Here is a 17,604-nt window from a genome sequence, read left to right as displayed (position 1 = left end):
CCGCCGGCACATGACATCCCAGGAGACGACAATGACTGCTCTCGACGCGGCCGCAGGCCGCTCGCCCGCCGCGCCCGCCCAATCGGCCGAACTCGACCGCACCTACAAGAAAGTGTTCTGGCGCATCGTGCCGTTCCTGATGCTCTGCTACGTGGTCGCGTATCTCGACCGCGTCAACGTCGGCTTCGCGAAGCTGCAGATGTCGCAGGACCTCGCGTTCAGCGAAACCGTGTTCGGCCTCGGCGCCGGCATCTTCTTCCTCGGCTACTTCCTGTTCGAGCTGCCGAGCAACATGCTGATGCACCGCATCGGCGCGCGCATCTGGATCGCGCGGATCATGATCACGTGGGGCCTGCTGTCCGCGCTGTTCGCGTTCGTGAAGACGCCGACGCAGTTCTACGTGCTGCGCTTCCTGCTCGGTCTCGCCGAAGCCGGCTTCTATCCGGGCGTGATCCTGTACCTCACGTACTGGTTCCCGTCGCATCGCCGCGCGAAGATCATCGCGGTGTTCATGTCGGCGATCCCGGTGTCGGGCATCTTCGGCAACCCGCTGTCGGGCTGGATCATGGAGCGCTTTCACGGCGGCTCGGGATTCCACGGCTGGCAATGGATGTTCATGATCGAGGCCGTGCCGGCCGTGCTCGTCGGCATCGCGACGATCCTGTATCTCGACAACAGCATCCGCAGCGCGAAATGGCTCGACGAGCGCGAGAAGCAGATCCTCGAGGATGAAATCGCCGCGCAGCCGCAGGAACAGCAGAAACACGGCCATTCGCTGAAGGCCGTGCTCTCCGACCCGCGCATGTGGTGGATGTCGCTGATCTACTTCGCGTTCGTCACCGGCCAGTACGGTCTCACGTTCTGGATGCCGACGCTCGTCAAGTCGACCGGCATCACCGATACGTTGCAGATCGGCCTGCTGTCGGCGATTCCGTTCGTCGTCGCGATCGTCGTGATGAACCTGTTCGGCCACAGCGCGGACAAGCGCCGCGAACGCCGCTGGCACCTGATCGTGCCGGCGCTGATGGGCGCGGTCGGATTTGCGGTCGCCGCGTCGTACTCGCACAATACGGCGGTGTCGATCGTGTTCCTGTCGCTCGCGGCGGGCGGCGTGCTGACCTGCGCTCCGCTGTTCTGGTCGCTGCCGACCGCGTTTCTCGCCGGCTCCGCCGCGGCCGCCGGGATCGCGATCATCAACTCGGTCGGCAACCTCGCCGGGTTCGCGAGCCCGTACGTGATCGGCTACCTGAAGGACGCCACGCACAGCACGGCATCCGGTATGTACGTGCTGGCCGCCATGCTGGTGATCGGCGCGATCGCCGTGTGGCTCACGCCCGCGAAACTCGTGAACCGCTGATCCGTCATTCGACGCGGGGCGCCGTGCGCCCCGCCCCATTCATTCACAGGAACCGCTGCCATGCCCCGCTTCGCCGCCAACCTCTCGATGATGTACACCGAGCACGCGTTCCTCGAACGCTTCGCCGCTGCCTCGTACGACGGCTTCAAGGCCGTCGAGTACCTGTTCCCGTACGACTTCGCCGCCGAGGACATCCGCGCACGCCTCGACGCGCACAACCTCGAGCAGGCGCTGTTCAACGCGCCGCCCGGCGACTGGGCCGCCGGCGAACGCGGGATCGCGTCGCTGCCGGGCCGCGAGGACGAGTTCCGGCGCGGCATCGACCAGGCGCTCGACTATGCGCGCGTGCTCGGCAACAAGAAGCTGCACGTGATGGCCGGGATGGTCGCGCCGGGCGCCGACCGCGCGCGCCATCGCGATACCTACGTGGCAAACCTGCGGCATGCGGCGCAGGCGGCGGACGCGCATGGCATGACGATTCTGATCGAGCCGATCAACCAGCGCGACATGCCCGGCTATTTCCTGAGCCGCCAGGACGATGCGCATGACATCCGCGCGGAAGTCGGCGCGCCGAACCTGAAGGTGCAGTTCGACTGCTATCACTGCCAGATCGTCGAGGGCGACCTTGCGATGAAGCTCAAGCGCGATTTCGCGGGCATCGGCCACATCCAGATCGCCGGCGTGCCCGAGCGTCACGAGCCGGACATCGGCGAACTCAACTACCCGTATCTGTTCGCGCTGATCGACGCGCTCGGCTACGACGGCTGGATCGGCTGCGAGTATCGCCCGAAGGCCGGCACGTCCGAAGGGCTTGGCTGGCTCAAGCCTTATCTGTAATCCAGGCATTTCGAAGAGGGCTCACAACATGAAAGTACTGATCACCGGCGGCGCCGGCTTTCTCGGCCAGCGTCTCGCGCGCAAGCTGCTCGCGCGCGGCGAACTGACCGGCCCCGACGGCCGGACCGGCAAGATCGACGAGTTGGTGCTGCTCGACGTCGTCAAGGGCAGCGATTTCGGCGACGCCCGCGTGACATCGATCGTCGGCGACATCGCCGATCACACGGTGCTCGAAAGCGCGATCGACGCGCAGACGGGCGCGATCTTCCATCTCGCGGCGATCGTCAGCGGGCAGGCCGAAGCCGATTTCGATCTCGGCATGCGGATCAATCTCGACGCGTCGCGCACGCTGCTTGAAGTGTGCCGCGCACGCGGCCATCGTCCGCGCGTCGTGTTCACGAGCTCGGTGGCCGTCTACGGCGGCGTGTTGCCCGACGTCGTGCAGGACGACACCGCGCTGAATCCGCAATCGTCGTACGGCGCGGAAAAGGCGATCGCCGAACTGCTGCTGTGCGACTACGCACGGCGCGGCTTCGTCGACGGCCGCGTGCTGCGGCTGCCGACCATCAGCGTGCGGCCGGGTCGCCCGAACGCGGCCGCGTCGTCGTTCGCGAGCGGTATCATCCGCGAACCGCTGAACGGCGAGGAAAGCGTATGCCCGGTGCCCGGTTCGACGCGGCTGTGGCTGCTGTCGCCGCGCGGCGCGATCGACGCGCTCGTCGCGGGTTGCGAAATCGACAGCGAGAAGCTCGGCAACAAGCGCGTGATCAACCTGCCCGGCCTGTCGGTATCGGTCGACGAAATGATCGCGGCGCTGCGCGAAGTCGCGGGCGACGACATCGTGAAGCTGATTCGCCATGCGCCGGACGAACGCATCGAGAAGATCGTAGGCAGCTGGCCGGGCCGCTGGGACACGGCGCGCGCAGAAGCGCTCGGACTGAAGGGCGACACGTCGTTCGCGGACGTGATCCGCAGCTACATCGCCGACGAGCAGCGTTGATGGCCGCGCCGCCCGGCGGGGCACGCGGCCGCGTCGGCGAGCCGCTTCCCGCCCGGCTGGCAGGCAACGTCGGGCCGCATCAGCGCGGCCCGGCGGACTCCCCGACGGGCATCGATGCGCGCTTCGCCTCGTACGGCGAGCGCGCCGCGCCGGCCGCATGCTGCCATGCCAGCAAGCCCGGCAGATAGAACAGCAAGTCGCGCACGCGCCGCGCGCCGGCGAGCGCCAGGCAAGTCGTCGCGTCGAACCCGAGCAGCCCGCCGATCAGCACGAACCCGCCCTCCTGCACGCCCAATCCGCCCGGCATCAGGAACGCGATGCTGCTCAGGAGCTGGATCAGCGCTTCGATCGCGAGCGCCTGCGCGAATGTAGGATCGGCGCCGAGGAAACGCAGCGCGAGCCAGATTTCCAGCGCATAGCCGACAAATTGCAGCGTCTGCCAGATCGCCAGATAGCGGACGACGATACCCGTCTTTCTCCAGATCATCCGGATCGACTGATCGGTGCGTGCCGATTCGCCGACCAGCGCTACCACCTTGCCGCTCGTGACGCGGTTGACCACGCGCATCGCGCGCTCGAACGGACGCGCGTGCTGAACCAGCGCGAACAGCAGCAACACCGGCACGAGCGCCGCCATGCCGATGGCGAGGCGCGCGGCCACCTGCGCGGCGTCGGACGACACGTGTTCGAGCACGTAGCCGATCGCGACCAGCGCGAACACCAGCTGGCTGATCAGCGTCAGTTGCATGTCCGCGACGAGGCTCGCCACGGCGGTCGCCGGGCGCACGCCCGCCTGCCGCAGCAGGCTGAACGACACGATCTCGCCGCCGATCCGCGCGACCGGCAACAGCCCGTTGATCGATTCGCGGATCCACACGAGCTTGAGCATCGTCGCGAACGACGGCCGGCGCGGGCCACGGATCAGCAGCCGCCAGTCCCACGCATTCGCGAGCATCGGCAGGATGTGGGCCAGCGCGGCGATCAGCAACCCGGCGCCGGCGATCCGCAACCGGTGCAGGATCTCCAGCGGATGTTCGCGCCAGATCAGCCACACCGCAAGCACCAGCCCGGCCAGCGCCGCCGCGCGCCCCACATGCCGCAGCCGTGCGTCGCGACGCGCGGACCGCCGGTCCGCGCCTTCGACATCGAAATGCGTGTCGTGCATCATGATTTCCCTGCCGGCGACAGCAAGCCCTCGCGATCGACGCGAAAGCGCGTGCCGCGCCAGACGACGTGCGACGAGAAGAAGCTCGACACGAACACCAGGAACTGCAGCAGATCGACGAACGGCAGCCAGAGGGCACCGCGCAGCCCGGCACTGGTCGCACGGCTCGTTTTCAGCATCAGCAGCGCCCGCGCGGCGAGCGCCGCGACCGTCAGCCAGCAGGCGGCGCGCGTGCCGCCGGAGAACAGCACGGCCAGCAGCGCGAGCGGCACCGGGTGCATCAGCACCGACCCGGCGTGACCGAGCCGGTCCGCCGCGCGAATCGTGCAGCTCCAGCGCAATTCGTGCGCGTACAGGCTGGCGAAGGTCTCTTCGACACAGGCATGTCCGACGACGAACGACGGGACGACGACCTGCGCGCCGACCTGCCGCACCGCTTCGCCGAGCGCGTGATCCTCGGCCAGGTGATGCGCGAAACGCGCGAGCCCGCCGATGCGTTCGAGCGTTGCGCGCGTGATCGCAATCGTCTGGCCAAAGCACGGACGGGCGCGCCCGATGAAAAGCCCGGTAATGACGCCCGGCAGGAAATGGTAGTTCGTCATCGCGACGGCGACACCGGGCCAGAAGCCCGGCGACGCGATGCCGCGATACACGCTCGTCACGATGCCGACTTCCGGCTGCTGTAGCGCGCCGACGACGGCGCGCAGATAATCGCGCTCGACCAGCACATCGCTGTCAGCGAGACACAGCACCGAATGCTCCGCATGTTCGAGCATGTTGACGAGATTCGCGATCTTGCGGTTCGGCCCGTACAACCGCGCATCGGCAACGACCTTGATGTTCGCGCCCGGATAGCGCGCGCGCAGCGTCTCGACGGCCGCGAGCGCCGAGTCGCCCGCATCGTGCACCCCGAACAGATGCTGTACCGGCCCCGGATAATCCTGGACGAAGAAGCTTTCAAGATGCTGTACGAGATTCCATTCGTCGCCGTGCAGCGGTTTCGCGACGGTGACGCCCGGATAATCGCGGGGCATCACCCGCGCGCGCGAAAAGAACCGGCCGACGAGCACGCTGGCCGTGACAGTGTAGGCAATGCCGAGCAACACGCCCAACCCGCAGGCGATCGACATCGCGCCGGCCAGCGCGTACAGCACATGCAGCAATACCATGCTTCTCCCCAGTGGTGGCCCAGTGACCGCGACGCCCGGGGCCGGAACGCGCGAACACGCGCTCACCCTTACACGCCGCCGTATCGATTCCCGTTGAGCCGGATATGCAGGACGATCAACCAACGGTACGCGCAATCAGATGACACGACTACCGTGCGGCGATCGATTCCGGACACGCGCACATCGCCGCAAACGTCCGCGGCCCTGAACGCCGCGTCGGCCACCTTACGGGCTGACAGGATCGCGGTCGCGACCGCGACGACGGTCCACATGCGGAATGTCATCGTCGTGAAAAACGCTTCGGGTACGCGCAGCGCAAACAACGAAACCAGCACGAAACACTGAATGAACATACCGGCGAGCGCGGCGATCAACAGGTAGGCGCGCCATCGCTCGATCGTCGAGGGTGCCATCAGGAATGAACCTCCCGTGCGGACGGCCCGCATCGATCGTGCGTCGATCGACATGGTCGCGGGTGGACGGGCAAGCGCGTGCCGGACGCGCCGAACCCGGTTCGGGATCAGGGGAAGCGGAGATCGTCCCGAGAAATGTTGTGGGCGATGGTAGCGGGAATGCCGGTGCCGAACCTTAAGCGTTCTTCAGAATCGGGCGATATTTGAGGGAACGCAATTACAATCCGTTGCACGGCGCGCACAGTCGGGCTCGTACAATTGCACGTATCTGCACACGAATCGACCATGCGACTCCTCCTTGTCGAAGACGACGACCTGATCGGCAGCGGCCTCGAAATCAGCCTGAGTCAGGCCGGTTACCAGGTCGACTGGCTGCGCGACGGTCATGCCGCCGCCGCCGCGCTCGCGACGACGCGCTTCGCGCTCGTCGTCCTCGATCTCGGCTTGCCCGGCAAATCGGGAACGGAACTGCTGCGTGCGATGCGGGACGCGGGCGATACCACGCCGGTGCTCGTCCTGACCGCGCGCGGCACCGTGGCCGATCGGGTCCGCGGCCTCGACGATGGCGCCGACGACTATCTCGCGAAACCGTTCGAGCTATCCGAGGTGCTCGCCCGCTGTCGCGCGCTCGTGCGGCGCTCCCAGGGCCGCGCCGGCGACGAGATCGTGTGGCGCGACATCACGATCGACCTGACCACCCAGACGGTGACACGCGATGCCGCGCGCATTGCGCTGACGTCACGCGAATGGACCATCCTCGTTCAGCTCGTCAGTCGTGCGGGCATGCCCCAGTCGCGGGCGCGTCTCGAGGACGGCCTGTATGGATGGCAGGAAGGCATCGAAAGCAATGCGATCGAGGTTCACATCTCGAACCTGCGCAAGAAACTCGGCGCGGAACTGATCCGGACGGTGCGGGGCATCGGCTACGTCGTCGACAAACCATGACCTCGCGCTCGATACGACGCCGCGTTTCGTCGATGGCGCTCGGCTGCGTGACCGTCGTGTGGATCGTCGCCGTGTTCGGAAGCTTCCGGCACGCGACACGCGAGATCGGCGAATGGGAAGACGCCCGTCTCGTCGAGTATGCGTCGCTGCTCGTCGATCTTGCACCGGCCGACCTCGAGCGCCTCGCCCGCTTCCCGCCCGACGCGCGCATCGAACTGGCGCACGGCACGTCGGCCGCGACCCGAGACAACGACGGCGATCGTCAGCCGCGCGACGTGCTGTTCGAAGTCCGCGACGCTCAGAGCAACGTCGTTGCGTCGAGCCTTCCGGTCGACGCCCCCGGCCAGCCCGATGCAGCGGGCCGAAGCGACACCCCCGCAACGATCGTCGTACGCGGCACGCAATGGCGCACGCACACGCTGCGCAACGACGTGTCGGGGCGATGGATACGGGTGATGGAGCCGGCCAACACGCGCAGCGATCTCGCGACGGGCATCGCGCGCGGCATCGTCTGGCCGCTGATCCTCGCGCTCCCGGTGCTGGCGTTGCTGCTCTGGTACCTGATCGGGCGCAGTCTCGCACCGCTGAAAACGCTGTCGACGCAGATCGGCGCGCGCGATGCGCGCTCGCTCGAACCGCTCGCCGTCACGACCGTCCCGGAAGAAGTCCGCACGCTGGTCGACGCGATCGACCGCCTGCTCGCCAGACTGCGGCAATCCATCGTGCGCGAGCGGGCATTCACGTCCGACGCGGCGCACGAACTCAAGACGCCGCTGGCTGCGATCAAGGTGCAGGCCCAGGTGGCGCTCGCGACCGACGATCCGGTGCGCAAGCAGCTCGCCATGCAGCGCGTGGTGCAAGGCGTCGATCGCAGCGCGCGTCTCGCCGAACAGTTGCTGCTGCTCGCGCGACTCGACGAATACGAACGCATTCCGGTGCGCGCCGTCGTCGTCCGCGAACTGGTCGACGCGGCCATCGAGCGACATCTCGCGAAGGCGTCGGATCACTTCATCGACATCGTCGCCACCGGCACGCCCGGGCGAGCGATCCTGGCCGATCCGATCCTGCTCGGCAACCTGCTCGACAATCTGCTCGACAACGCGGTCAAGTACGGCCGGCAAGGTGGCCGCATCGAAATCGACGTACACGACGACGGCACCGCGCAGCGCATCGTCGTGCGCGACGACGGGCCCGGCGTCGCCCCGGGCGAGCACGAGCGGCTCGGTGATCGTTTCTATCGCGGCGTCGGCACGCAGTTGCCCGGCAGCGGACTCGGGCTGTCGATCGTCCAGCGCATCGCGCAATACTTCGGCGGAACCGTGCAGTTCGGGCCCGGCATCGGCGGCCGCGGCCTCGGCGTCACGATCGCGTTGCCGTCGGCTGAATCCTCTCGGATCGATGGCACGCAGGCGTTATCGGGCGAAGTCGCTGCGCGGCCGCACGCTTAACGTCTCGTTAAGGATTCGGCCGTAAAATCCGCCGGAAGATACGGTCCTCATCCGCTTGCCAGGAGCTTTTATGTCTACAACCGCCCGATACGACGCAGTCGCACGCCTTCTTCACTGGCTGATCGTGGCGTTGGTCGTCGCGCAGTATGCAATCGGCTGGACGATGCCCGACGTGCATCGCGATACTCAACCGGTCGGCCTGATCGCCGCGCACCTGATCGTGGGCACCGCGCTGCTTGCCGCAATGGCTTGCCGCGTGCTATGGCGCGTGACGCATCGCCCACCCGCCGACGAACTGTCGCCCGCGATGCGCGCGGTGTCCGGCGCGACGCACTTCGGGCTCTATGCACTGCTGATCGCGGTGCCGTTGCTCGGCTGGATCAATGCGTCGTCGCGCGCATGGGCCGTGACGCTGTTCGGCGTCGTCCCGTTGCCGGCGCTGTCGGCGGCCGGCTCGGGATTCGGGCACGCGATGGGCGATGTGCACGGCATCCTCGCGTGGGCACTGTTCGGCGGCATCTGCCTTCACGTCTCGGCCGCGGTCGCGCATCGTTTCGTCCTGCGCGACAGGGTCATGCAACGGATGATGCTCTGGTAATCTCGCCACCTGCCCCCTTGCGCACCGTCACGGGCAGATACCCCGCAATGGCCGATCGCGCGCTCGCCTGCATCGCGGCTCATCCTGCAATCCACCTGCGCGCCCATCGGAATCGGGCAACGAGCTGATCGCGGCGCCGCGCGAAGCGGCGCGCGATCGACGGCCTCGCCGTCCGCGCAATTCGGCCAGGCCGCGTGCCGCGAACGGCATGCGTATCGCCGTACCGCGAACACGTCGGCCTGAAGACACACACGTACATGTCGACACCTAGTTGTCGGTCTGCACCGGCATGACGGAAGCCGGCGCCGGCGCGGCGGGCAACGCCGCCATCCTCGCCCGATCCTGCTCGGCGAGCTTCGCCAGCGCGGCCTGAATGTCCGCGGGATATTCGCCGTCGTCCCCCTTCGACGGATCGTAGCCCGCCGCTTCCAGACGAATCAGTTCCTCGCGAACCTGGGCGCGTGTGAGCGGCGCATTCGATTGCGCGAATGCAACTTGACCGGATATCACGCCGATCATCATCAGTAGTGCGATACATGTTTTCATCATCAACTCCTTCAATCTTGCGCGCCGATCAACCTTCGTGGATTTCGGGCCGGCCGCGGCAGTCCGCTACGTCAGCTTCCGAAATACGGCGTGCAGAAGCTCTCGGGGCCCACGCACGCGGCCGAACGCGGACGCGACGGCAGTACCGTCGGCCTTCCCGCATCCGAAGTCGCGGCCGGATCGCTGCCGACCGCCGTTTCGGCCTGGTGCCGAGGCATCTGTTCGGCTTGCTGCTGGAACAGCGGGCTCACGTCCGGATACGACGTATCGGTCACGAAGCGCAGCCCGTTGTTTTCGGCGTCGATCAGTTGCTGCCTGACCTGCGCGCGCGTCAGTGCCTGTGCCGACGCTTGCGGCGCGATACCCGCGAGAGAAATCGCCGCCACGGCGGCGGCCACCAGCCAATGCGTGTTCATGTTCCACTCCTTGAGAAGTCAACGAGACGACGTGCTACACCCGTATGACGACGCTGGGTGTCCGTTTATTCCCGGAATGGCGAACCGCTTGTGCCGGACGTTCATCGAGCTGTCATTCTTTCGTCAGCCGGCGTAACCTGACGTAACGCAAGCCCCACCGCGCGTGGGGCAGACTGACGACACCTTGTGGATCGCGCCTCGATCATGTCCGTCGCTTACGACTATGCAGCCGGCCTGCTTCGCGCACTGTTCGACCGTCATATCGACAGCGGTGCCGTGCTCGATTCGGCCATGTTCCCCGACGCCGAGCGATTCGTCCGCGCGTGGCCGGCCATTCGCGCGGAAGCGCTCGCCGTCGCGCGCGACCTGCCGCGCATCCCGCGTTTCCACGAGATCATGCGCGAACAGCACGACATCTCGGCCAACGATGCGCGCGACTGGCGGATGTTCATCATGCAGGCTTACGGCCAGCCGTTCCCGCGCAACCTGTCGCGCTGCCCGACCGTCGCGTCGATCGTCGCGGCGTCGCCGGACGTGTTGTCCGCGTCGCTGTCGTTCCTCGCGCCAGGCAAACACATCCCGCCGCATCGCGGACCGTTTCGCGGCATCCTGCGCGGCTATCTCGTGCTGTCGATGCCGAAGCGCGCCGACGGCACGCCGGCCGCGGTGCTGAAGGTCGACGGTCATGAATACCGGCTCGACGAAGGACATTTCCTGCTGTGGGACGACACGTTCGTGCACGAGGTATGGAACGACAGCGACGAAGTGCGGATCGTGCTGCTGCTCGATATCCGACGGCGCGGGATGCCGCGCTTGCTCACGTGGGTGTCGAATGCGGTGATCGGCGTCGTGCGGCTCGGGATCAGGATTCGCGGGCGGTCGATTCCAGTTTAGCCAACTGCACGGCGCACGCCCTTCGCGGTCAATCCTCGCGCGCGAGACGCGTCAGAACCTCCGCGAGCGCTTGAATCGCGGGTTGCGCGGCGCGCTGCGCCGGGTAGACGAGGTAGTAACCCAGACCGTTGCGCACCACCTCCGGAAACGGCGCGACCAGCGCGCCGGCCGCCAGCCGATCCGCCGCCATGCGCGGATCGCCGATCGCGACGCCGTGTGCGTGAGCCGCGGCCGTCAGCGTCAGTTCGAGCGTATCGAATACGAGCCCGGTTCCCGGGTCGATCTGCGTTGCGCCGACGGCGTCGAGCCAGCATCGCCATTCGTCGCGATTGCGCGCGGGATGCAGCAGCGTCGCATGCGCGAGATCGGCGAACGACTTCAACGACGTGCCTGCGTCGCGCGTGCACATCGGCGTAAGGCACTCGTCGAATAAAGGCACGACCACCATTCCTGGCCAGTTTCCGGTACCGCGCACGACGATGGCATCGAAATCGGCGCCGGTGAAATCCGGTGTGTCGTCTGCCGACGTGTGAATACGTAATTCGGTTCGCGGCAACGCGTGATTGAGGGCCGAGAGCCGCGACAGCAGCCACCGGATCGCGAACGTGGAAGGCAAGCGCAACGTCAGGGTCGGCGCGGAATGCGCATGGGCATGCGCGTGTTGCGCCAGTTGCGCGAGCACGTTGACGGCCACCGTCAGCAACGCGCTGCCTTCCCCGGTCAGCGTCAATCCCGACGGATGACGGACGAACAACGCACATCGGTAGTGCGCTTCCAGTTGCTGCACCTGACGGCTCACCGCACCCTGGGTCCGGCACAGATGCTCGGCGGCCCGGTTGAAACTGCCGAGTTCGGCGGCGGCGACGAACGCCTGGAACGCCGTCAGCGGCGGCAGCGCACGGGTCAGATCCGCCAGCGGATATGCGCGGGCGACATACCCGGGTTGCGGATTATTCGTTTGTTCGGTCATCTCGGCATCGCTATCGTGGTTGAACCGGTTCGCGGCGGCTGTCGCGGCAGGTTCGTCAACAATCAGCGGAGAAATACCATGGTCTCGTCGTCCGACGCACTATACACGCGGCAGGTCGATACCTACCTGAAAGCACTCGAACGCGGCGACGTCGCCGATATCTGCGCGCTGTTCGCGCCGGATGCACGGATATTCTCGCCGTTTCTCGGCTGGATGGCGCCGCGGCCCTTCTTCGAAAAAGTCGCGGCGGCATCCGGACAAAGCCGGATCACGCCGCTCGACATCTGCGTCAGCACGACGGGCGCACGTCGGGCCACCGGCTATTTCGTCTACGACTGGGGACTGAAGGACGGCTCCGAGGTGCGGTTCGAGTGCGTCGACGTCTTCGAATTCGACGACGACGCGCGCATCGAGCGCATGGTCATCATCTACGACACGCATCCGGTGCGAAGTACCGTCGGCGACAAATATGCCTAGCCGGATCATTGCGCGACGCAGCAACGTCGTCGCGCCGCCGGCACGGACGGGGTGGAGAAAGCGTTGAATCACACCATCGGCGGTGTGCGCGACGTCTACAACCGGGCCGAATATGTTGACCAGCGGCGGAAGATGCTGCAGGCGTGGTTGGGCTACATCGACGGGCTGGCGTCGGCGCGCAATCTTGTGGTGTGAGCAGGTACTGGCGCCGGGCCATGGCAAAACCGCTGCCCCTTGTGCGCCCTTCACGACGCAGAATCAGCCGACCTACGCCATGCGCAATATCAGTCCAGGACCCGGCCTAGACTCCCCCCAGCATTACTGACGCACGCCTTTTTTCGCCCCCGGCCAACGAGAATGGCTGTGCGCTGAAATGAATTTTGTACAGTTAGCCGCCCATCTGAACGGCTTTTCAGATCGATCCTATATTCAAATCGCGAGTAATTGCGCACGCTTGTGCCTGGAGAATTTCATGTACGTCCACATGCTGAGAGCCTGCTGCTAGTCATTCCTTCACTAGAGGCAGTAGTTGTAGGTGCTCAGTTCCTGGAGCACCGATGGCAAGCCAAGCACCTGAACCGTCCGCCTCTTCCGCACGTCCCGTCACAGTCGCTCCGCTCAACCAGATCCAACTGGGTGACGTGGCGCTGACCATCGATGCATTTGGCCAATGGCTGCGCGCAATCACCGACGGAGCAGTGACCCTGGATCGCCTGCGCACCGTTGCAGGCAATCTGCCAGCGGTCCGTAACATCCTCAATCTGGCAGACCTGCTGGGCGATATCGTCACCCTCACCACACGCGAGGACCGTGATACCTCGGACTGGGCGATCGCAAGCATCAATCTGATCGGTCTGATGCCGGCCCCGGCCACCGCGCCTGCCCGCATGACGCTGCGACCTGCACTTTTTCTTGCGCGACAGGAACTGACTGGCGAAAAATCCCTGGTCAGCGAGGCCCTGCTCAACACGTTGACGGTCAATCTGAACAGCAGCATTCGGGGCGAGTTGGACGACTTTGTACAGCAGACCCAACAAAGGCTACCCGGTTTGCTGGATGAAGCCGCCACCTTTGGCGAAAGCCTCGTGCTGGATCTCGCCAGCGGTCTGGAGACCCTGACTCAGGCGAACAACGTTGTCGGTACAGCGCCCGGCAAAAGCGAATCAGGGAAGTCGTGGCGCGACCCCTCCGACTCGTTTTCCAACCTCTATGACGCGGCGCTTCAGTTTCAGCGCGATGCCGCAACCACAAGCCAGAGCGCACCGGCACAAAGCCCTTCAACAGAAACGCGCCCCAAGATCGCCGCAAACGCCCAGCTACTGCGCCAGTTCGCCGCGCTCTTGGCCAGCCAGGTACGCGCGCAGGCCAATCCGTCGACGCAAGGTAGTGTCGGGTGGATCGTCGCCGGATTGCATCGGTCGCTCGAAGCGCGAGGGCCGAGCCGTTACCTGGCCGCCAATGTCAAGACCGATACGACGAGCCGGGCTGGATCGCTCCATCCAGGCGAATCACTTGAGGCACGCGTCAAAGAACGCCCGGCCGACCAAGACGCCAACGTGTGCAAGATCGGAGCGCCGTCAGGCACCGGCGGCAGCATCAGCTTTGCCACGGGCAGCGAAACACTCAGCCACACCGACTTCACGCTACCCGGCCCATTTACCATCGCCTGGACGCGTACCTACCGCTCCAGCCTGGGTGCCTTCGACGATGGCGAGCTGGGCGCGCGCTGGATCACGCCATACACCACGCGCTTCGACGTGCGGGGCGAAGGCCTGCGCTACCACGGCGCTGACGGGCGCAGCCACGACTACCCGCTGCCCAAGGTCGGACAGTTCCATGAAGATCGCATCGAGGACCTCACGTTGGTTCGTGTACGCGATCACGAGTTGGTGCTGTGTCGCGGCTACGAACGCCGCGAGACCTACCAGCGCCACGGCGACCGCTACCTGCTGGTGCGGATCGATCTGCGCGGCGGCGCCGGCATGCTGCTCGGCTACGACCACCGCGTTGGCAATCGCGCGGTGCTGTCGGACCTGATCACCTACCAGGACGATCCCAGTCAGCCGCATACCCACCTGGGCACCCTAGTGGACGACGCGGGCCGTATCACCGGCCTGTGGCTGATGGGCGAGCACGAACCCCTGCGCCGCCTCAGCCTGTACCGCTATGACGAAGCGGGCGACCTCACGCTGGCACAGGACGAGAACGCTGCCGCATGGACGTACCAGTACCAGCACCACCTGATCACCCGTTATACCGACCGCACCGGCCGCGGCATGAACCTGGTGTGGCAGGGAGAGGGCGCGGATGCTAAAGCAGTGCGCGAGTGGGCCGACGACGGCAGCTTCGACACCCGCCTGGAATGGGACGAGAACATTCGCCTTACCTACGTGATCGATGCTCACGGCCAGGAGACCCGGCACTACTACGACAGCCTTGGTTACACCTACCGCATTGTTCACCCGGACCAGCGCTCGGAATGGTTCTTCCGGGACAGTGCCAAGAACGTTGTCCAACACATCGACAGCGCAGGTCATGTCAATCGCTTTGCGCATGATGAGAACGGCAACCTGCTCGAGCACATCCGTGCGGACGGCACCACCGTGCATTACGCGTGGGATAGCAAAGACCAGCTCATCAAGATCAGCGACGCCGAAGGCGGTCTCTGGCTGCGCGACTACGATACCCGCGGTCGGCTCACGGAGGCCATCGACCCGCTGGGTAACAAGACCGAGTACGCCTACAACCTGATGGGCCTGCCGATCGGCATCATCGATGCCAGCGGCAAGACCAGGCAGTTCGAGTACAACAGCAGCGGCCAGCTCACTCGCTACGTGGACTGCTCGGCCAAGGCCAGCGAATGGGCCTACGACGCGCTCGGCCAGCTTGTGCAGTTCACCGACGCAGCGGGCCAGGTCACCCGCTACCGCCACGAGGCCGGCCAGCTCGCCGCCATCCGCTACCCGGACGATACCGAAGAACACTTCGAGCGCGACGCCGAAGGCCGGCTGCTAACCCACATCGATGCGCTGGGCCGGCGCACCGAATGGGACTACACCGAGGCCGGGCTGCTGGCCAAGCGGGTGGATGCTGCCGGCCAGTCCCTGCGCTACCAGTGGGACAAGCTCGGCCAACTCACCGCGCTGCGCAACGAGAATGGGCGCGATGCCGAGTTCCACTACGACCCGGTGGGCCGTCTGCTGGCGGAAACCGGCTTCGACGACGCCATCACGCGCTACGAGTACGAGGAGGCGACCGGCAAGCTGGCGCGCGCCATCGACGGGCAGCGCATCATCGCCTACACCTTCGACCCGATGGGCCGCCTCACCGAGCGGCGCGCTGCGCTGCAAACCGGCGACGCGAGTCCGCGCGAGCAGGACTGGCAGATCGAACGCTTTGCCTACGACCTCAACGGCAACCTGGCGCTGGCCAGCAACGCCGACAGCCGCTTGCAATGGTTCCACGACCCAGCCGGCAACCTGGTGCGCGAGCACCAGCACTACACCCGCTTGGGCCAGCCGCTGGTGGGCGTGTGGCAGCACGAATACGATGCGCTGAACCAGCGCATCGCCACCGTGCGCCCGGATGGCCACCGTGTCAGCTGGCTCACCTACGGCAGTGGCCACCTGCTTGCGCTGCAGCTCGACGAGCGCGAGCTGGTCAGCTATGAGCGCGACGACCTGCATCGCGAAGTCGCGCGCCTGCAAGGCAACCGGCTGCTGCAAACGCAGCAGTGGGACGCCATGGGACGCTTGAGGGAGCAGGTGTTGGCGCGCGACACGCCTGCGCCCACACACACCGCAGGTGGCAACCGCCTGCTGGTGCGTCGCTACCGCTACGACGCCAGCGGCCAACTCACCGACATCAACGACACGCGGCGCGGCCAGCTCGCCTACCGCTACGACCCGGTGGGCCGCTTGCTCGAAGCGCAAAGCCGGCTGGGCCACGAGACGTTTGATTTCGACCCGGCCAGCAACCTGATCGACCCGGCCGAGCAGCGCGAAGCCGAGCGCCAGCGCATGCCGCGCATCAAGGCGCTGGACAACCTGCTCAAGCAATACGCAGGCACCCATTACCAGTACGACGCGCGCGGCAACCTCTCCCAGCGCTGGCACAACGGCAAGGAAGGCCGCTTCACCTGGGATCTGTTCGACCGGCTTACGCACTACGAAGACGATTGCCTGAAGGTCGACTACACCTACGACGCCCTCGGCCGGCGCCTGTCCAAGCACAGCCAGGCGCACTACGAGGAAAGAAGCGAAGCGGGGCCACACTGGAACCGCGCCGAGCGTGTGAAACGCAACCGCGAGCTTCAGTGTGGCTTCACGCTGTACGGCTGGGACGGTGACACGCTGGCCTGGGAGAGCAAGATCGCCGACGAGGACGGCTTTGGCGCACGCACCACGCACTACGTCTACGAGCCGGGCAGCTTCGTGCCGGTGGCGCAGGCGGTGCGCGACGACGCCATCGAATTGCTCGACCAGCCCGAGTACGGCGACTACTACCGGCAGGATGAAGACCCGCTGTGGTTGCCGCCGCCGCCCGCACCAGCCATCGACAGCCTGGCGTGGTACCAGTGCGATCACCTCGGCACGCCGCAGGAGCTGACTGATGAGCAGAGCGAGATTGCGTGGAGCGCGGAGTACCGCGCGTGGGGCGTTGCGCAGGAGGCGATCCGCAAGGCCTCGGGGAAGGCATCAATCGCCAATCCCATCCGCTTCCAGGGGCAGTACCATGACCATGAGACGGGGCTGCACTACAACCGGCATCGGTACTATGATCCGCACGGCGCTCGTTATGTAACTAAAGACCTGCTTGGTTTTGCTGGAGGACTCAATCTTTATCTCTACGCGGGCGGGAATCCGCTAACTTCACTTGACCCACTGGGGCTGGACACTGTTGTTATTCATGGTCGAGGCATATTAAGCAATCCGTTTGGCCATGTTGCAATTGGATTTACTGGTCAGGGAGTCTATAGTTTCGGCACTGGAACTCGAGAAGGAAGCAGTGTAACTGATTATCTTGCAAAGCAAGCCAAGTATCGAGATACTACGATATATATAATTAAGACAACGCCAGCGCAAGAGGCTCATATGCTGGATGAAATAAAAAGATACACAGGGAAGCCGCTCCCCGACCCTACTAAAAATCCAGGCGCAGCCGCCCGAGACACATGCGCAACACGAACTCAAAATGCCCTTGAAGCAGGCGGCATTACATCGATTTTTGTTCCATATATGAGCCCTTTCCCCATAGACACCGGGGCAATCGCCCGCAGAAACTCAATATCAATAATCGACATCCCAAAGGGATCGGGAGTTCCTGAAGAAATGTTCATCTTCAACAAATAGCGAGTCCATATGCTCAGG

General features: G+C 65.4%; 16 protein-coding genes. 10 read left to right on the top strand and 6 right to left on the bottom strand.

All coding sequences use genetic code 11. The features are described 5' to 3' along the window. The first annotated feature begins 31 nt into the window (after positions 1-31). Genes WS66_RS02105 through denD form a run of 3 tightly spaced genes read left to right on the top strand, consistent with a single transcriptional unit; the run spans position 32 to position 3,194 of the window. On the top strand, positions 32-1,357 hold the full coding sequence (locus WS66_RS02105) for an MFS transporter (protein ID WP_059600294.1): 1,326 nt from the start codon (positions 32-34) through the stop codon (positions 1,355-1,357). A gap of 60 nt (positions 1,358-1,417) precedes the next feature. Then, positions 1,418-2,194, top strand: a complete 777-nt coding sequence (gene otnI / locus WS66_RS02100; protein ID WP_059600295.1) for a 2-oxo-tetronate isomerase — start codon at positions 1,418-1,420, stop codon at positions 2,192-2,194. A gap of 28 nt (positions 2,195-2,222) precedes the next feature. Continuing rightward, positions 2,223-3,194, top strand: a complete 972-nt coding sequence (gene denD, locus WS66_RS02095; RefSeq protein ID WP_059600296.1) for a D-erythronate dehydrogenase — start codon at positions 2,223-2,225, stop codon at positions 3,192-3,194. A 79-nt stretch (positions 3,195-3,273) separates the two neighbouring features. Here the strand turns inward: denD and WS66_RS02090 are convergent, their stop codons facing one another. From WS66_RS02090 to WS66_RS02080, 3 genes are all read right to left on the bottom strand, one after another. Continuing rightward, complete coding sequence (locus WS66_RS02090) at positions 3,274-4,362, bottom strand: lysylphosphatidylglycerol synthase domain-containing protein (protein WP_059600297.1); 1,089 nt, start codon at positions 4,360-4,362, stop codon at positions 3,274-3,276. Next, complete coding sequence (hpnI, locus tag WS66_RS02085) at positions 4,359-5,528, bottom strand: bacteriohopanetetrol glucosamine biosynthesis glycosyltransferase HpnI (RefSeq protein ID WP_059600298.1); 1,170 nt, start codon at positions 5,526-5,528, stop codon at positions 4,359-4,361. The genes WS66_RS02090 and hpnI overlap by 4 nt, the downstream gene beginning before the upstream one ends. 68 nt (positions 5,529-5,596) lie before the next feature. Beyond that, positions 5,597-5,995 carry a hypothetical protein gene (locus tag WS66_RS02080; protein ID WP_159086504.1) on the bottom strand — a complete coding sequence of 133 codons (399 nt, stop codon included), beginning with the start codon at positions 5,993-5,995 and terminating at the stop codon, positions 5,597-5,599. Positions 5,996-6,226: 231 nt separating this feature from the next. Between WS66_RS02080 and WS66_RS02075 the strand changes: the two genes are divergently transcribed. The 3 genes from WS66_RS02075 to WS66_RS02065 all read left to right on the top strand — a co-directional run bounded on the left by WS66_RS02075 (position 6,227) and on the right by WS66_RS02065 (position 8,932). Beyond that, positions 6,227-6,886, top strand: coding sequence for a response regulator (locus WS66_RS02075; RefSeq protein WP_059600300.1), 660 nt, complete (start codon positions 6,227-6,229; stop codon positions 6,884-6,886). Continuing rightward, positions 6,883-8,334 (top strand): ATP-binding protein, encoded by a 1,452-nt coding sequence (locus tag WS66_RS02070; protein WP_082728882.1) that lies wholly within the window; start codon positions 6,883-6,885, stop codon positions 8,332-8,334. The genes WS66_RS02075 and WS66_RS02070 overlap by 4 nt, the downstream gene beginning before the upstream one ends. A gap of 70 nt (positions 8,335-8,404) precedes the next feature. Further along, the gene (locus WS66_RS02065; protein ID WP_059600301.1) at positions 8,405-8,932 is read left to right on the top strand and encodes a cytochrome b; all 528 of its coding nucleotides are present in this window, start codon (positions 8,405-8,407) and stop codon (positions 8,930-8,932) included. A 267-nt stretch (positions 8,933-9,199) separates the two neighbouring features. Here WS66_RS02065 and WS66_RS02060 read toward each other — a convergent pair whose 3' ends face one another. Next, a complete protein-coding gene (locus WS66_RS02060; protein ID WP_059600341.1) occupies positions 9,200-9,478 on the bottom strand; it encodes a DUF4148 domain-containing protein in 279 nt (92 codons plus the stop codon). A 71-nt stretch (positions 9,479-9,549) separates the two neighbouring features. After that, positions 9,550-9,894, bottom strand: coding sequence for a DUF4148 domain-containing protein (locus tag WS66_RS02055; RefSeq protein WP_059600302.1), 345 nt, complete (start codon positions 9,892-9,894; stop codon positions 9,550-9,552). Positions 9,895-10,098: 204 nt separating this feature from the next. Here WS66_RS02055 and WS66_RS02050 point away from each other — a divergent pair, with 204 nt between their 5' ends. Beyond that, positions 10,099-10,788, top strand: coding sequence for an aspartyl/asparaginyl beta-hydroxylase domain-containing protein (locus tag WS66_RS02050; protein ID WP_059600303.1), 690 nt, complete (start codon positions 10,099-10,101; stop codon positions 10,786-10,788). 28 nt (positions 10,789-10,816) lie between these two features. Here WS66_RS02050 and WS66_RS02045 read toward each other — a convergent pair whose 3' ends face one another. Beyond that, positions 10,817-11,758, bottom strand: coding sequence for a LysR substrate-binding domain-containing protein (locus WS66_RS02045; RefSeq protein ID WP_059600304.1), 942 nt, complete (start codon positions 11,756-11,758; stop codon positions 10,817-10,819). Positions 11,759-11,836: 78 nt separating this feature from the next. On the opposite strand from WS66_RS02045, the gene WS66_RS02040 reads away from it, so the two are divergent. From WS66_RS02040 to WS66_RS02030, 3 genes are all read left to right on the top strand, one after another. Further along, positions 11,837-12,235, top strand: coding sequence for a nuclear transport factor 2 family protein (locus WS66_RS02040; protein WP_059600305.1), 399 nt, complete (start codon positions 11,837-11,839; stop codon positions 12,233-12,235). Between the two features lie 63 nt (positions 12,236-12,298). Further along, positions 12,299-12,430, top strand: a complete 132-nt coding sequence (locus WS66_RS34640; protein ID WP_257792071.1) for a hypothetical protein — start codon at positions 12,299-12,301, stop codon at positions 12,428-12,430. Positions 12,431-12,792: 362 nt separating this feature from the next. Further along, positions 12,793-17,586 carry an RHS repeat-associated core domain-containing protein gene (locus tag WS66_RS02030; protein WP_218928983.1) on the top strand — a complete coding sequence of 1,598 codons (4,794 nt, stop codon included), beginning with the start codon at positions 12,793-12,795 and terminating at the stop codon, positions 17,584-17,586. Positions 17,587-17,604 lie beyond the last annotated feature (18 nt).

This window comes from Burkholderia sp. LA-2-3-30-S1-D2, assembly GCF_001523915.2.
Taxonomy (GTDB): Bacteria; Pseudomonadota; Gammaproteobacteria; order Burkholderiales; family Burkholderiaceae; genus Burkholderia; species Burkholderia diffusa.
The sequence above is the reverse complement of the archived record's forward strand: the minus strand, read 5'-3'. Positions and strand labels throughout refer to the sequence as shown.

What these genes read in the sequence shown, in the direction of transcription:
- WS66_RS02080 (WP_159086504.1), bottom strand. Translation starts at nt 5,995, where the DNA reads ATGTCGATCGACGCACGATCGATGCGGGCCGTCCGCACGGGAGGTTCA.
- WS66_RS02065 (WP_059600301.1), top strand. Translation starts at nt 8,405, where the DNA reads ATGTCTACAACCGCCCGATACGACGCAGTCGCACGCCTTCTTCACTGG.
- hpnI (WP_059600298.1), bottom strand. Translation starts at nt 5,528, where the DNA reads ATGGTATTGCTGCATGTGCTGTACGCGCTGGCCGGCGCGATGTCGATC.
- WS66_RS02045 (WP_059600304.1), bottom strand. Translation starts at nt 11,758, where the DNA reads ATGACCGAACAAACGAATAATCCGCAACCCGGGTATGTCGCCCGCGCA.
- WS66_RS02070 (WP_082728882.1), top strand. Translation starts at nt 6,883, where the DNA reads ATGACCTCGCGCTCGATACGACGCCGCGTTTCGTCGATGGCGCTCGGC.
- WS66_RS02040 (WP_059600305.1), top strand. Translation starts at nt 11,837, where the DNA reads ATGGTCTCGTCGTCCGACGCACTATACACGCGGCAGGTCGATACCTAC.
- WS66_RS02030 (WP_218928983.1), top strand. Translation starts at nt 12,793, where the DNA reads ATGGCAAGCCAAGCACCTGAACCGTCCGCCTCTTCCGCACGTCCCGTC.
- WS66_RS02105 (WP_059600294.1), top strand. Translation starts at nt 32, where the DNA reads ATGACTGCTCTCGACGCGGCCGCAGGCCGCTCGCCCGCCGCGCCCGCC.
- WS66_RS02055 (WP_059600302.1), bottom strand. Translation starts at nt 9,894, where the DNA reads ATGAACACGCATTGGCTGGTGGCCGCCGCCGTGGCGGCGATTTCTCTC.
- WS66_RS02060 (WP_059600341.1), bottom strand. Translation starts at nt 9,478, where the DNA reads ATGAAAACATGTATCGCACTACTGATGATGATCGGCGTGATATCCGGT.
- WS66_RS02075 (WP_059600300.1), top strand. Translation starts at nt 6,227, where the DNA reads ATGCGACTCCTCCTTGTCGAAGACGACGACCTGATCGGCAGCGGCCTC.
- denD (WP_059600296.1), top strand. Translation starts at nt 2,223, where the DNA reads ATGAAAGTACTGATCACCGGCGGCGCCGGCTTTCTCGGCCAGCGTCTC.
- WS66_RS02090 (WP_059600297.1), bottom strand. Translation starts at nt 4,362, where the DNA reads ATGATGCACGACACGCATTTCGATGTCGAAGGCGCGGACCGGCGGTCC.
- otnI (WP_059600295.1), top strand. Translation starts at nt 1,418, where the DNA reads ATGCCCCGCTTCGCCGCCAACCTCTCGATGATGTACACCGAGCACGCG.
- WS66_RS02050 (WP_059600303.1), top strand. Translation starts at nt 10,099, where the DNA reads ATGTCCGTCGCTTACGACTATGCAGCCGGCCTGCTTCGCGCACTGTTC.